The sequence below is a fragment of the Streptomyces sp. NPDC002044 genome, assembly GCF_040296725.1.
Classification (GTDB): domain Bacteria; phylum Actinomycetota; class Actinomycetes; order Streptomycetales; family Streptomycetaceae; genus Streptomyces; species Streptomyces antarcticus.
This window is the reverse complement of record NZ_JBEOXU010000069.1, coordinates 20,518-32,958: the sequence shown is the minus strand read 5'-3', so window position 1 is coordinate 32,958 and position 12,441 is coordinate 20,518. Positions and strand designations below refer to the sequence as shown.

Genomic DNA, 12,441 nt, shown 5'->3' with positions numbered 1-12,441 from the left:
GCCCGGAGCCCGCCGCGCCCCGCGTCGCCGCCGTCGGGCCCCCCCCCCCCGGCCGGGGGGGCGTCCGCGACCGCCCCGGCCCCCTCGTGTCGGAGGGGGCCGGGGCCTTCGCGTACGCCGTGGGTCAGGCGGGAGGGTTCTGGGTGGACAGGGCCACCGACAGCTCGGCGGCGATGCCCTGGAGGATCGGCACGATCGAGTCGGTCAGCGCCTCGGTGACCCGGCCGGCCGGGCCGGAGATGGAGATCGCGGCGGCGGTCGGCGAGTTCGGCACCGAGACCGCGAGGCACCGGACTCCTATCTCCTGCTCGTTGTCGTCGACCGCGTAGCCCACCTTGCGGACCTGCTCCAGGGCCTCCAGGAAGCCCTCGGGCGTGGTGATGGTCTTCTCGGTCGCGGCCGGCATCCCCGTGCGGGCCAGCAGGGCGCGCACCTCGTCGGCGGGGGTGTAGGCGAGGAGCGCCTTGCCCACGCCGGTGGAGTGCGGCAGCACCCGGCGGCCCACCTCGGTGAACATGCGCATGGAGTGCTTGGACGGCACCTGGGCGACGTAGACGATCTCGTCGCCGTCGAGCAGGGCCATGTTCGCGGTCTCGCCGGTCTCCTCGACCAGGCGGGCGAGGTAGGGCCGGGCCCAGGTGCCCAGCAGCCGCGACGCGGACTCGCCGAGGCGGATCAGGCGGGGGCCGAGGGAGTACCGTCGATTGGGCTGCTGGCGTACGTAGCCGCACGCCACGAGGGTGCGCATCAGGCGGTGGATGGTGGGCAGCGGCAGGCCGCTGGCGGCGGAGAGCTCGCTGAGGCCGACTTCGCCCCCGGCGTCGGCCATGCGTTCGAGCAGATCGAAGGCGCGCTCAAGGGACTGGACGCCACCGCTGGCGGTGGTGGGCTTCGCGGAAGCGTCGGTGGTGCTGGCGCTGGACGTCGGCACGGGCGCGGTCCTTTCGGTGCTGGCAGGCAAGGAAGCAGCCTACCGGTCGGTCGGCGTCGGCCCTAGGTCGGGGGAGCCGCCGTCCCCGCCGGTCAGAGGTGGTTTGTCCTGGTGGCGGACGTCCTTCCGGAAGGTGCCCGCCCGCTCCCGGTGGTGGTAGCTACATTCTGTATCGCGAAATCTTAATTCCATCCTGTGGAAACATCCAATTGCGGTCCTGGTGGGTCAGCGGTCCGTCCGGGCGCTCTTGACTGGTCAGGGATCGCCGTGAAGACTCCGTCAACAGAACGTTGAATTTCGCTCTGTGGAAGTAGATGGGGAGGTTCCGGTGTCCGACGTGGCTGTGGAACTGGTACTGCGCTCGACGCGCGTCATCACCCCCGAGGGGACGCGCGCCGCCTCGGTGGCCGTCGCCGGCGGGAAGATCACGGCCGTGCTGGCACACGACGCCGAGGTGCCGGCCGGAGCCCGGCTGGAGGACTTCGGCGACGACGTCCTGCTCCCCGGCCTGGTCGACACCCACGTCCACGTGAACGACCCCGGCCGCACCGAGTGGGAGGGCTTCTGGACGGCCACCCGCGCCGCCGCGGCCGGCGGCATCACCACGATCCTCGACATGCCGCTGAACTCCCTGCCGCCCACCACCACGGTCGACAACCTCCGCGTCAAGCAGGAGGTCGCCCGCACCAAGGCCCACGTGGACGTCGGCTTCTGGGGCGGCGCCCTGCCGTCCAACGTCAAGGACCTGCGCCCGCTGCACGACACCGGGGTCTACGGCTTCAAGTGCTTCCTGTCGCCCTCCGGCGTGGACGAGTTCCCCGAGCTCGACCAGGAGCAACTGGCCACCTCCCTCGCCGAGATCACCGGCTTCGGCGGCCTGCTGATCGTGCACGCCGAGGACCCGCACCACCTGGAGTCGGCCCCGCAGCACCCGGGCCCCAAGTACGCGGACTTCCTCGCCTCCCGCCCCAGGGACGCCGAGAACACCGCGATCCAGAACCTGATCGACCAGGCCAGGCGGCTGAACGCCCGCGTCCACGTGCTGCACCTGTCCTCCAGCGACGCGCTGCCGCTGATCGCCGCGGCCAAGGCCGAGGGCGTCCGGATCACCGTCGAGTCCTGCCCCCACTTCCTCACCCTCACCGCCGAGGAAGTCCCCGACGGCGCCACCGAGTTCAAGTGCTGCCCGCCCATCCGCGAAGCCGCCAACCAGGACCTCCTGTGGGACGCGCTCGCCGACGGCACCATCGACTGCATCGTCTCCGACCACTCGCCCTCCACGGCGGACCTGAAGACCGGCGACTTCGCGACCGCGTGGGGCGGCATCTCCTCCCTCCAGCTGGGCCTGCCGGCGATCTGGACCGAGGCGCGCGGCCGCGGCCGCTCCCTGGAGGACGTCGTGCGCTGGATGTCCACCGCCCCGGCCGCCCTCGCCGGCCTGGCGCAGAAGGGCGCGATCGAGGCCGGCCGCGACGCCGACTTCGCCGTCCTGGCACCCGAAGAGACCTTCACCGTGGACCCCGCGGAACTGCACCACCGCAACCGGATCACGGCGTACGCGGGCAAGACCCTGCACGGCGTCGTGAAGTCCACCTGGCTGCGCGGCACGCGGATCGCGGACCACGGCACCCCGACCGAGCCCACGGGCCTCCTCCTCGAAAGGCAGAACTGACAGTGGCGATTGCGACCTTCACCGGCAATGCGAACCCGTACGGAGGCGGCGACCCGTACGCGGACTACCGCACCGCGGACTTCCCCTTCACCCAGTACGCGAACCTCGCCGCCCGTGAGCTGGGCGCCGGTGTCATCGAGGCCAACGACGAGTTCTTCGCCCAGCGCGAGAACCTGCTGATCTCCGAGGCCGCGCACTTCGACCCCGAGGACTTCGGCCACAAGGGCAAGGTCATGGACGGCTGGGAGACCCGCCGCCGCCGCGGCGTCAGCGCCACCCAGCCCTGGCCCACCGCCGAGGACCACGACTGGGCGCTCGTCCGCCTGGGCGCCCCCGGCGTCATCCGCGGCATCATCGTCGACACCGCCCACTTCCGCGGCAACATGCCGCAGGCCGTCTCGGTCCAGGGCGCCTCGGTCGCGGGCTCCCCGACCGCGCGGGAGCTGCTCTCCGACGACGTGAAGTGGACGACCCTCGTCGAGCGCACCCCGGTCGGCGGCCACGCGGCCAACGGCTTCGAGGTGAACGTCGAGCAGCGCTTCACGCACCTGCGCGTCAACCAGCACCCCGACGGCGGCATCGCCCGGCTGCGCGTCCACGGCGAGGTCCGCACCGACCCGAAGTGGCTCGCCGCGCTGGGCACGTTCGACGTCGTCGCGCTGGAGAACGGCGGCTCGGTCGAGGACGCGTCCAATCGCTTCTACTCGCCGCCGGCCAACACCATCAACCCGGGCCGCTCCCGCAAGATGGACGACGGCTGGGAGACCGCCCGCCGGCGCGACAACGGCAACGACTGGATCCGCTACCAGCTCGCCGCCGAGTCCGAGATCCGCGCCGTCGAGATCGACACCGCGTACCTCAAGGGCAACTCGGCCGGCTGGGCCTCCCTGTCCGTCAAGACGGGCGAGGACGGCGAGTGGACCGAGTTCCTGCCGCGCACCCGCCTGCAGCCGGACACCAACCACCGCTTCGTGCTCGACGCCCCGGCGGTCGGCACGCACGTCCGGATCGACATCTTCCCGGACGGCGGATTCTCCCGGCTGCGCCTGTACGGCTCGCTGACGGAGGCGGGCACCGCCGCCCACGCCGCCCGCCACCAGGAACTGGGCGGCTGACGCCTCCCGCCCCGCGACCGCCCCGGGGGCCGACACCCCCGGGGCGCACACGGCCCGAGGGGGCGCACCGCCGGGCGGTGCGCCCCCTCGGTGCGTAGCGGGCGGGACTACGCCGCGTGGCCGCCGTCGACCGAGAACTCGGCGCCCGTCACGTACGCGGCGTCCGGGCCCGCCAGGAACGACACCACGGCCGCCACCTCACGGGGCGTGCCGAAGCGGCCGAGGGCCGTCAGCGCGGCCTGCGGCCCGGCGTACGGGCCGTCCGCCGGGTTCATGTCCGTGTCCACCGGTCCCGGGTGCACGATGTTCGCGGTGATGCCGCGCGCGCCCAGCTCCCGGGCCAGCGCCTTGGTCAGCCCGGTCAGCGCCGACTTGCTCATGCTGTAGAGCGTGCCGCCCGGCCCCGGCACCCGCTGGGTCATGCAGCTGCCGATGGTCAGGATTCGCCCGCCCGCGCCGAGCTTCGGGGCCGCCGCCCGCGTGGTGAGGAAGACGCCCCGGACGTTGACCGCCAGGACGCGTTCCACGTCGGCCGTCGTCAGCTCCTGAAGGGGGCCGAGCACGCCGATCCCCGCGTTGTTGACGAGGACGTCGAGCCGGCCCAGCTCCCGTACGGTCCGCTCCACCGCCCCGGCGGCCGCCTCCGGGTCGCCCGCGTCGGCCCGGACGGCGAGTCCGCGCCGCCCGGTCGCCTCGATCCCCTCCAGTACCGCGGCGGCCTCCTTCTCACCGGTCCGGTAGGTGAAGGCGACGTCCGCGCCGTCCTCGGCCAGCCGCAGGGCCGTCGCGGCCCCTATGCCCCGGCTGCCGCCCGTCACCAGTGCCACTTTGCCGTTCACGGTGCTCTCCCTCGTTCGCCCGTCAAGTGGTTGCGTGTTCAATGAGATGGGATTCCGGAAGCGGGCGCTGGCGGGAATCGGACGTGGCGTTCACGCGCGCCGCACCGATGAGTCACGGGATCGCGGGAAGTCTGAACCGCAGCGGTGGCCACCGGGCGGTGATCCACCGTGCAGTGATCCACCGAGCAGAGACCCACCGAGCCGGGAGCGCAGAGCCATGGGCAAGCTGACCCTCACCACCTTCCTGACCCTCGACGGCGTGATGCAGGCCCCGGGCGGGCCGGACGAGGACCGCAGCGGCGGCTTCGACTACGGCGGCTGGCTCGCGCCGTTCGCCGACGAGGGCATGGGGGAGTTCATGACCGAGGTCTTCGACCGGGCCGGCGCCTTCCTCCTCGGGCGCCGGACGTACGAGATCTTCGCCGGGTACTGGCCGCGGCAGACCGACCCCGCCGACCCGATCGCGAGCCGCCTCAACGGGCTGCCGAAGTACGTGGCCTCCACCACCCTGAAAGAGCCCGCCTGGGCCGGCACCACCGTCATCGACGGCGAACAGCTGCAGAGCGAGGTCGTACGGGCCAAGGACGCCACCGAGGGCGAGCTCCAGGTCCACGGCAGCGGAGCGCTGGCCCAGTGGCTGCTGGCCCGCGACCTCGTGGACGAACTGAACCTGCTCGTCTACCCGGTGTTCCTCGGCACCGGCCGCCGGCTGTTCCCGACGGGCGGCCTCCCCACGGCCTGCGAGGTCACACAGTCCCGCACCACCTCCAGCGGCACGGCCATCCACACGTACCGCCCCACGGGCCGCGCCGCGTTCGGCACGATCGGCGAGTGACCCACGGCCGCCGGGCCGCGGGCCACGGCCGCCCGGCCGCCGGGCCCCGCGGGGCCGGCCCCGCGGGCGGGGCCCGGCCGGCCCGCAAACCGGTCGCCCGCCACGACCCGCTCCGGTAGCGTGGCCGCGCACCCGTGCGAGCCGCCGAAGTCTCCACCCGTCACCCGCCGTTGGAGACAGCCCGTGACCGTGGCCCCGCCCGCCCCCGCCCCCGCCGCCACCCCCGCGGGGGAGACCGCGCCCCGCCGGACCTGGGCCGCGGACCTGCCCGTGCTGGCCGTCGCGGTCGTATGGGGCGCCAGCTACCTCGCCGCCAAGGGCATCACCACCGCGCACACCGTGATCGCCGTACTGGTGCTGCGCTTCGCGCTCGTGCTGCCCGTCCTGGTCCTCGCCGGATGGCGCCGGCTGCGGGCGCTGACCCCCGCCCAGCTGCGCGGGGCCGGGCTGCTGGGCCTCGTACTCGGCGGGATCTTCCTCCTGGAGACGTACGGGGTCGTCCACACCTCCGCGACCAACGCCGGGCTGATCATCAGCCTGACCATGATCTTCACCCCGCTCGCGGAGGCCGCCGTGCGCCGGGTCCGCCCCCCGGCCGCCTTCCTCGGAGCCGCCGCCGTCTCCGTGACCGGCGTCGTGCTCCTCACCCAGGGCGCGGGCTTCACCGGACCCGGCCTCGGCGACGTGCTGATCCTCGGCGCCGCCCTCGCCCGGACCCTGCACGTGCTGCTGATGGCACGCGTCAAGGCCGTCCAGGACGCCGACTCGCTCTCCCTGACCACCGTCCAGCTCAGCGGCGCGGTCCTCGTCTTTGCCCTGCTCGCCCTCCTCCCCGGCACCGGGGCCACCCCCTGGGCGGCCGCCGCGGACTTCGGGGCCGCCGAGTGGGCCGGCCTGGTGTTCCTCTCCGTCTTCTGCACCCTCTTCGCCTTCTTCGTGCAGATGTGGGCCGTACGCCGCACCTCCCCCTCCCGCGTCAGCCTGCTGCTCGGCACCGAGCCCCTGTGGGCGGCCGCCGCCGGCATCGCCATCGGTGGCGAGCACCTCGGCCCGCTCGGGTTCGCGGGCGTCGCCCTCGTCCTGGCGGGGACCACCTGGGGGCGCCGCGCGGCCGGGTGAACGTTGGCCGGATCATGACCGGCCGACGGCGTGCGGCGCCCGTACGCTGACGGGCATGCCGCCGCCGGGAGCCACCCGTTCACAGGTCCGGGAGCTCCTCCAGCCGGACCCGGCGCCGCTCGCGGCGCGACACCTCGCACGCCTCCGCCACCCGCAGCGCGGCCAGCGCCTCGCGGCCGTCGCACGGATTGGGCCCCTCGCCGCGGATCAGCCGGACGAAGGCGGCGAGCTCCTCCTCGTACGCGGGGCCGAACCGCTCCAGGAACCCGGTCCACGGCTTGTCGGCCGCGGGCGGCCCGTGCGGTTCGGTCGAGGCGATCGGCGTCCGGTCGTCCAGCCCCACGGAGACCTGGTCCCGCTCCCCGGCCAGCTCCATCCGCACGTCGTACCCGGCGCCGTTGCACCGGGTGCCGGTCGCGGTGACGAGCGTCCCGTCGTCCAGCGTCAGCACGGCCGCCGCCGTGTCGACGTCACCCGTCTCGCGGAACCGCGCGGGGCCGGCGTCGGAACCGGCCGCGTACACCTCGGTCACCTCGCGCCCGGTCACCCACCGGACCATGTCGAAGTCGTGCACCAGGCAGTCCCGGTACAGCCCGCCGGAGGTCGCCAGGTACGCGGCCTCCGGCGGCTCCGCGTCGGCCGTCGTCGTCCGTACGGTGTGCAGCCGGCCCAGCGCCCCCGACCGGACCAGGTCCCGGGCCGTGCGGTAGCCCGCGTCGAAGCGGCGCATGAAACCCGTCTGGAGCACCCCGCCGAGCGCCGTCACCTCGCGCACCACCGCCAGGCTGCGGGCCAGGTCGGGGGCGACCGGCTTCTCGCAGAACACCGGCAGGCCGCTCCGTACCGCCCGGACGACCAGTTCCGCGTGGCCCTCGGTGGCGCAGGCCACCACCACCGCGTCGACGCCCCAGGTGAAGACCTGCTCGACCGAGGGCGCGGCCGTGGCCCCGAGCCGGTCGGCGAGGCGCGCCGCCCGCGCGGGATCGGCGTCGGCGAGCAGGAGCGAGCCCGCGTCCGGGCGGCGGGCCAGCGCCGCCGCGTGGAACGAGCCGATCCGGCCCGTCCCGATGAGCCCGATGCGCATGCACTCAACCTGACCCCGAACGGGGGACCTGTCAATCTGCCCGCGCCCGCCCCGATGACCCCGCATGGTCCACTGTGGCGGATACTGGGCGGCTGGAACCGGAATGACCGATTGATGACGGACGACACGGACAAGGGAAGGGCACGGCGACGTGGCTAGGGTTCGGACAGGGGTGCGCGTCGTGGGCGCCGTGCTCGCGGCGGTACTGGGAGCCTCCCTCGCGGGATGCAGCAGTACGGGCGGCAAGCGCGCCGAGGAGCGGGCCAGGGCCGCCGAGGCGGGCCGGCCCGCGGTCTCCACCCCGCGCTGGACCTTCGCGATGGTCACCCACGCGGGCGACGGCGACACCTTCTGGGACATCGTCCAGAAGGGTGCCAAGGAGGCCGCGGCGAAGGACAACATCAACTTCGTCTATGCCCACGACGACCAGGCCCAGCAGCAGGCACAGTTCGTGCAGAACGCGATCGACCAGAAGGTCGACGGGATCGTCGTGAGCCTCGCCAAGCCCGAGGCCCTCAAGGACGTCATCGCCAAGGCCGTCAAGGCGGGCATCCCGGTGATCACCGTGAACTCCGGCTCCGCCCAGTCCGCCGCGTACGGGGCGCTCACCCACATCGGCCAGGACGAGGAGATCGCCGGTGAGGCGGTCGGCACCGAGCTGACCAAGCGCGGCCGCAAGAAGGCTGTCTGCGTCCTGCACGAGCAGGGCAACGTGGGCCACGAGCAGCGCTGCGCCGGAGCGAAGAAGACCTTCGGCGGGACGATGGAGAACCTGTACGTCGAAGGCACCAACATGCCCTCCGTGCAGGCGGCCCTCCAGGCCAAGCTCCAGGCCGACCCGTCCGTCGACGCGATCGTCACCCTCGGCGCCCCCTTCGCCCCCACCGCCGTCAAGGCGAAGGACGCGGCGGGCAGCAAGGCCGAGGTGGACACCTTCGACCTCAACGCACCGGTCGCCCGCGACCTGAAGTCCGGGGCGCTCGGCTTCGCCGTCGACCAGCAGCCCTACCTCCAGGGCTACGAGGCGATCGACCTGCTCTGGCTCTACCGCTACAACGCCAACGTGCTCGGCGGCGGCCGGCCGGTGCTCACCGGACCGCAGATCGTCACCGGCGCCGAGGCGTCCGCGCTGGAGGAGTACATCAAGCGGGGCAGCCGATGAGCGCCGCCGCACCCCCCGCGGACGAACGCCTCGCCCCCAGCTCCCTGGCCCGCAGGCTGCTCGGCCGCCCGGAGCTGGGCGCGGTGGTCGGCGCCGTCGCCGTCTTCGTGTTCTTCTCCTTCGCCGCGGACAGCTTCCTGCGGGCCTCCAGCCTCAGCACGGTCCTGTACTCGGCGTCCACGATCGGGATCATGGCCGTCCCGGTGGCGATGCTGATGATCGGCGGGGAGTTCGACCTGTCCGCCGGCGTCATGGTCACCACCTCGGCGCTGTTCAGCTCGATGTTCAGCTACCAGATGACGGCCAATGTCTGGGTCGGCGTCCTGCTGTCCCTGGCCGTCACCCTCGCCGTCGGCTTCTTCAACGGCTTCATGCTGACCCGCACCAAACTGCCGAGCTTCATCATCACGCTCGGCACCTTCCTGATGCTGACCGGCCTGAACCTCGGCTTCACCAAGCTGATCAGCGGCTCCGTCTCCACCAAGTCCATCGCCGACATGCAGGGCTTCGACTCCGCCCGCGCGCTCTTCGCCTCGCAGTGGACCATCGGCCCGGTCACCCTGAAGGTCACCATCCTGTGGTGGTTCGCCCTGGTCGCGGTGGCCACCTGGATCCTGCTGCGCACCCGCGCCGGGAACTGGATCTTCGCCGTGGGCGGCGGGGCCGACGCGGCCCGCGCGACCGGCGTACCCGTGGTCAAGACGCGCATCGGCCTCTACATGGGCGTCGCGCTGTGCGCCTGGATCTCCGGGCAGCACATCCTCTTCTCGTTCGACGTCGTCCAGTCGGGCGAGGGCGTCGGCAACGAGTTCCTGTACATCATCGCGGCGGTCATCGGCGGCTGCCTGATGACCGGCGGCTACGGCTCCGCCATCGGCTCGGCCGTCGGCGCCTTCATCTTCGGCATGACCAGCAACGGCATCGTCTACGCCCAGTGGAACCCGGACTGGTTCAAGTTCTTCCTCGGCGCGATGCTGCTGCTCGCGACGCTGCTCAACGCATGGGTCCGCAAGCGGGCGGAGGCGAAGTGACCGTGACCGACACCGGGACGACGACCGGCCCCGCGCCGGCGCTGGTGAAGCTGACCGACGTCAGCAAGTACTACGGCAACATCCGCGCCCTCCAGGGCGTCTCCCTGGAGGTCTCCGCGGGCGAGATCACCTGCGTGCTCGGCGACAACGGCGCCGGCAAGTCCACCCTCATCAAGATCATCTCGGGGCTGCACCGGCACGACGCCGGCTCCTTCGAGATCGAGGGCGAGGAGACCGTCCTGGCCAACCCGCGCGCCGCCCTCGACCACGGCATCGCCACCGTCTACCAGGACCTGGCCGTCGTCCCGCTGATGCCCGTCTGGCGGAACTTCTTCCTCGGTTCCGAGCCCACCCGCGGCCGCGGCCCGCTGCGCCGCCTCGACGTCGGGCTGATGCGCCGGACCACCCGCACCGAGCTGCTGCGCATGGGCATCGACCTGCGCGACGTGGACCAGCCCATCGGCACCCTGTCGGGCGGCGAGCGCCAGTGCGTGGCCATCGCCCGCGCCGTCCACTTCGGCGCCAAGGTCCTCGTACTGGACGAGCCCACCGCCGCGCTCGGCGTCAAGCAGTCCGGCGTCGTCCTGAAGTACGTCGCCGCCGCCCGCGACGCGGGCCTCGGCGTGGTCCTGATCACCCACAACCCGCACCACGCGTACCTGGTCGGGGACCGTTTCGTGCTCCTCAAGCGCGGCACCATGGCGGGCAGCCACACCCGTGACTCGATCACCCTGGACGAGCTGACCCGGCAGATGGCGGGCGGCTCCGAGCTCGACGAACTGAGCCACGAGCTGGAGCGGGTGGCAGAATCAGGCTCGGACAGTACGCCACCCAGCACGCCACCAGGCCCGGGCACCCCGCCCGGCACCACCGCACCATGAGGGACGGCACGACTCGATGAGCACGTACCGGGACTTCACGCTCGCCCACCGGGGCTCGGCGCGGGGCACCGTCCTGCGGACCATCGGGACCCGTGAGCGCCGGTCGCACCTGACCGCCCCGCGCGTACCGACCGTCGGCATCGACATCGGCGGCACCAAGGTGATGGCCGGCGTCGTCGACGCCGACGGCATCATCCTGGAGAAGATCCGCGCGGAGACCCCCGACAAGTCCAAAAGCGCCAAGGTCGTCGAGGACACCATCGTCGAACTGGTCCTGGACCTCTCCGACCGCCACGACGTGCACGCCGTGGGCATCGGCGCGGCCGGCTGGGTCGACGCCGACCGCTCCCGCGTCCTGTTCGCACCCCACCTGGCCTGGCGCGACGAGCCGCTGCGCGACGCGCTGCAGTCCCGGCTCGCGGTCCCCGTCATGGTGGACAACGATGCCAACACCGCCGCCTGGGCCGAATGGCGCTTCGGCGCCGGCCGCGGCGAGGACCACCTCGTCATGATCACGCTCGGCACCGGCATCGGCGGGGCCATCCTGGAGGGTGGCCAGGTCAAGCGCGGCCGGTACGGGGTCGCCGGCGAGTTCGGCCACATGCAGGTGGTCCCCGGCGGCCACCGCTGCCCCTGCGGCAACCGGGGCTGCTGGGAGCAGTACAGCTCCGGCAACGCCCTGGTCCGCGAGGCCCGCGAGCTCGCCGCCGCCGACTCCCCGGTCGCGCACAACATCATCGCCCGGGTCGGCGGCAACGTCGCGGAGATCACCGGACCGCTCATCACCGAGCTGGCCCGCGAGGGCGACGCCATGTGCGTCGAACTGCTCCAGGACATCGGCCAGTGGCTCGGCGTCGGCATCGCCAACCTCGCCGCCGCCCTCGACCCCTCCTGCTTCGTCATCGGCGGCGGCGTCAGCGCCGCCGACGACCTGCTGATCGGCCCGGCCCGGGACGCCTTCCGCCGTCACCTGACCGGGCGCGGCTACCGGCCCGAGGCCCGCATCGCCAAAGCCCAGCTCGGCCCCGAGGCCGGCATGGTCGGCGCCGCCGACCTGTCCCGGCTCGTCGCCCGGCGCTTCCGCCGCGCCACGCGCCGCCGCGTCGAGCGGTACGAGCGCTACGCACAGCTCGGCCGGCGCGACGCCGCCGGCCCCGAGGACCAGGACCAGCAGTGACACCGCCGCCCACCCTGCCCCACCAGGCTTCCGCACCCGACGGGGACTCCGTACCGCCGCCCGCGGAGGGCCGCGGACACGTCGTGCGCCGCCGCTGGGTCACCGCGATCATCATCCTGCTGCTGGTCGGCGTCCCCGCGGGCTACCTGGCCGTCTCGGCCCAGCAGAGCCGCCAGAGCGGCCGCGACAAGGCCGCCAAGGTGGGTGCGACGAAGGTCCGCCCCGGCTGGCCGTCCAAGGTGCAGCGCAGCATCTACGAGGTGCCGATCCCGGACAGGGCGTGGCGGGTCGGCTTCCTGGAGACGAACAACTGGCGCACCAGCCGGCTGTACACCCAGTTCGCGGTCTCACCCGCCGACCTGGACACGTTCCTGACCTCGGTCGGCAGCAGCCGCGGGGAGCTGACCCCCGGGGTCGCGATCTCGGCGCACGACACCGAGATCGCGGGCTGGAACTGGAAGACCCACGAGGACTGGCTCGGCACCACCCTCGAACAGGACGACCCCCGCCCCACCCGGGACATCACCGTCGACGTCACCGACCCCCGCATCGCCAAGGTCTACGTGGTCTCCTCCACGACCCCCTGACCCCGGCG

The 12,441-nt window shown here is 72.9% G+C and carries 12 protein-coding genes; 9 read left to right on the top strand and 3 right to left on the bottom strand.

What is annotated here, in order from left to right:
- Positions 1-124 precede the first annotated feature (124 nt).
- A complete protein-coding gene (locus ABT106_RS18640; RefSeq protein ID WP_351278395.1) occupies positions 125-931 on the bottom strand; it encodes an IclR family transcriptional regulator in 807 nt (268 codons plus the stop codon).
- Positions 932-1,259: 328 nt separating this feature from the next.
- On the opposite strand from ABT106_RS18640, the gene allB reads away from it, so the two are divergent.
- The gene (allB, locus tag ABT106_RS18635) at positions 1,260-2,603 is read left to right on the top strand and encodes an allantoinase AllB (protein ID WP_351278393.1); all 1,344 of its coding nucleotides are present in this window, start codon (positions 1,260-1,262) and stop codon (positions 2,601-2,603) included.
- 2 nt (positions 2,604-2,605) lie between these two features.
- Positions 2,606-3,718 carry an allantoicase gene (gene alc, locus ABT106_RS18630; RefSeq protein ID WP_351278390.1) on the top strand — a complete coding sequence of 371 codons (1,113 nt, stop codon included), beginning with the start codon at positions 2,606-2,608 and terminating at the stop codon, positions 3,716-3,718.
- A 107-nt stretch (positions 3,719-3,825) separates the two neighbouring features.
- Here the strand turns inward: alc and ABT106_RS18625 are convergent, their stop codons facing one another.
- On the bottom strand, positions 3,826-4,557 hold the full coding sequence (locus ABT106_RS18625) for a 3-oxoacyl-ACP reductase family protein (RefSeq protein ID WP_351278388.1): 732 nt from the start codon (positions 4,555-4,557) through the stop codon (positions 3,826-3,828).
- Between the two features lie 217 nt (positions 4,558-4,774).
- Between ABT106_RS18625 and ABT106_RS18620 the strand changes: the two genes are divergently transcribed.
- Both ABT106_RS18620 and ABT106_RS18615 read left to right on the top strand, forming a co-directional pair.
- Positions 4,775-5,392, top strand: a complete 618-nt coding sequence (locus tag ABT106_RS18620) for a dihydrofolate reductase family protein (protein ID WP_351278385.1) — start codon at positions 4,775-4,777, stop codon at positions 5,390-5,392.
- Between the two features lie 183 nt (positions 5,393-5,575).
- On the top strand, positions 5,576-6,511 hold the full coding sequence (locus tag ABT106_RS18615; protein ID WP_351278383.1) for a DMT family transporter: 936 nt from the start codon (positions 5,576-5,578) through the stop codon (positions 6,509-6,511).
- A gap of 79 nt (positions 6,512-6,590) precedes the next feature.
- Here ABT106_RS18615 and ABT106_RS18610 read toward each other — a convergent pair whose 3' ends face one another.
- On the bottom strand, positions 6,591-7,595 hold the full coding sequence (locus tag ABT106_RS18610; protein WP_351278381.1) for a Gfo/Idh/MocA family protein: 1,005 nt from the start codon (positions 7,593-7,595) through the stop codon (positions 6,591-6,593).
- A 151-nt stretch (positions 7,596-7,746) separates the two neighbouring features.
- Here ABT106_RS18610 and ABT106_RS18605 point away from each other — a divergent pair, with 151 nt between their 5' ends.
- Genes ABT106_RS18605 through ABT106_RS18585 form a run of 5 tightly spaced genes read left to right on the top strand, consistent with a single transcriptional unit; the run spans position 7,747 to position 12,433 of the window.
- Complete coding sequence (locus ABT106_RS18605) at positions 7,747-8,757, top strand: sugar ABC transporter substrate-binding protein (protein ID WP_502979415.1); 1,011 nt, start codon at positions 7,747-7,749, stop codon at positions 8,755-8,757.
- Complete coding sequence (locus ABT106_RS18600) at positions 8,754-9,788, top strand: ABC transporter permease (protein ID WP_351278378.1); 1,035 nt, start codon at positions 8,754-8,756, stop codon at positions 9,786-9,788. Before ABT106_RS18605 ends, ABT106_RS18600 begins: the two co-directional genes overlap by 4 nt.
- Positions 9,758-10,669 carry an ATP-binding cassette domain-containing protein gene (locus tag ABT106_RS18595; protein WP_351278376.1) on the top strand — a complete coding sequence of 304 codons (912 nt, stop codon included), beginning with the start codon at positions 9,758-9,760 and terminating at the stop codon, positions 10,667-10,669. The genes ABT106_RS18600 and ABT106_RS18595 overlap by 31 nt, the downstream gene beginning before the upstream one ends.
- Before the next feature lie 16 nt (positions 10,670-10,685).
- Positions 10,686-11,846 carry an ROK family glucokinase gene (locus ABT106_RS18590; protein ID WP_351278374.1) on the top strand — a complete coding sequence of 387 codons (1,161 nt, stop codon included), beginning with the start codon at positions 10,686-10,688 and terminating at the stop codon, positions 11,844-11,846.
- Complete coding sequence (locus tag ABT106_RS18585) at positions 11,843-12,433, top strand: hypothetical protein (protein WP_351278372.1); 591 nt, start codon at positions 11,843-11,845, stop codon at positions 12,431-12,433. Before ABT106_RS18590 ends, ABT106_RS18585 begins: the two co-directional genes overlap by 4 nt.
- Positions 12,434-12,441 lie beyond the last annotated feature (8 nt).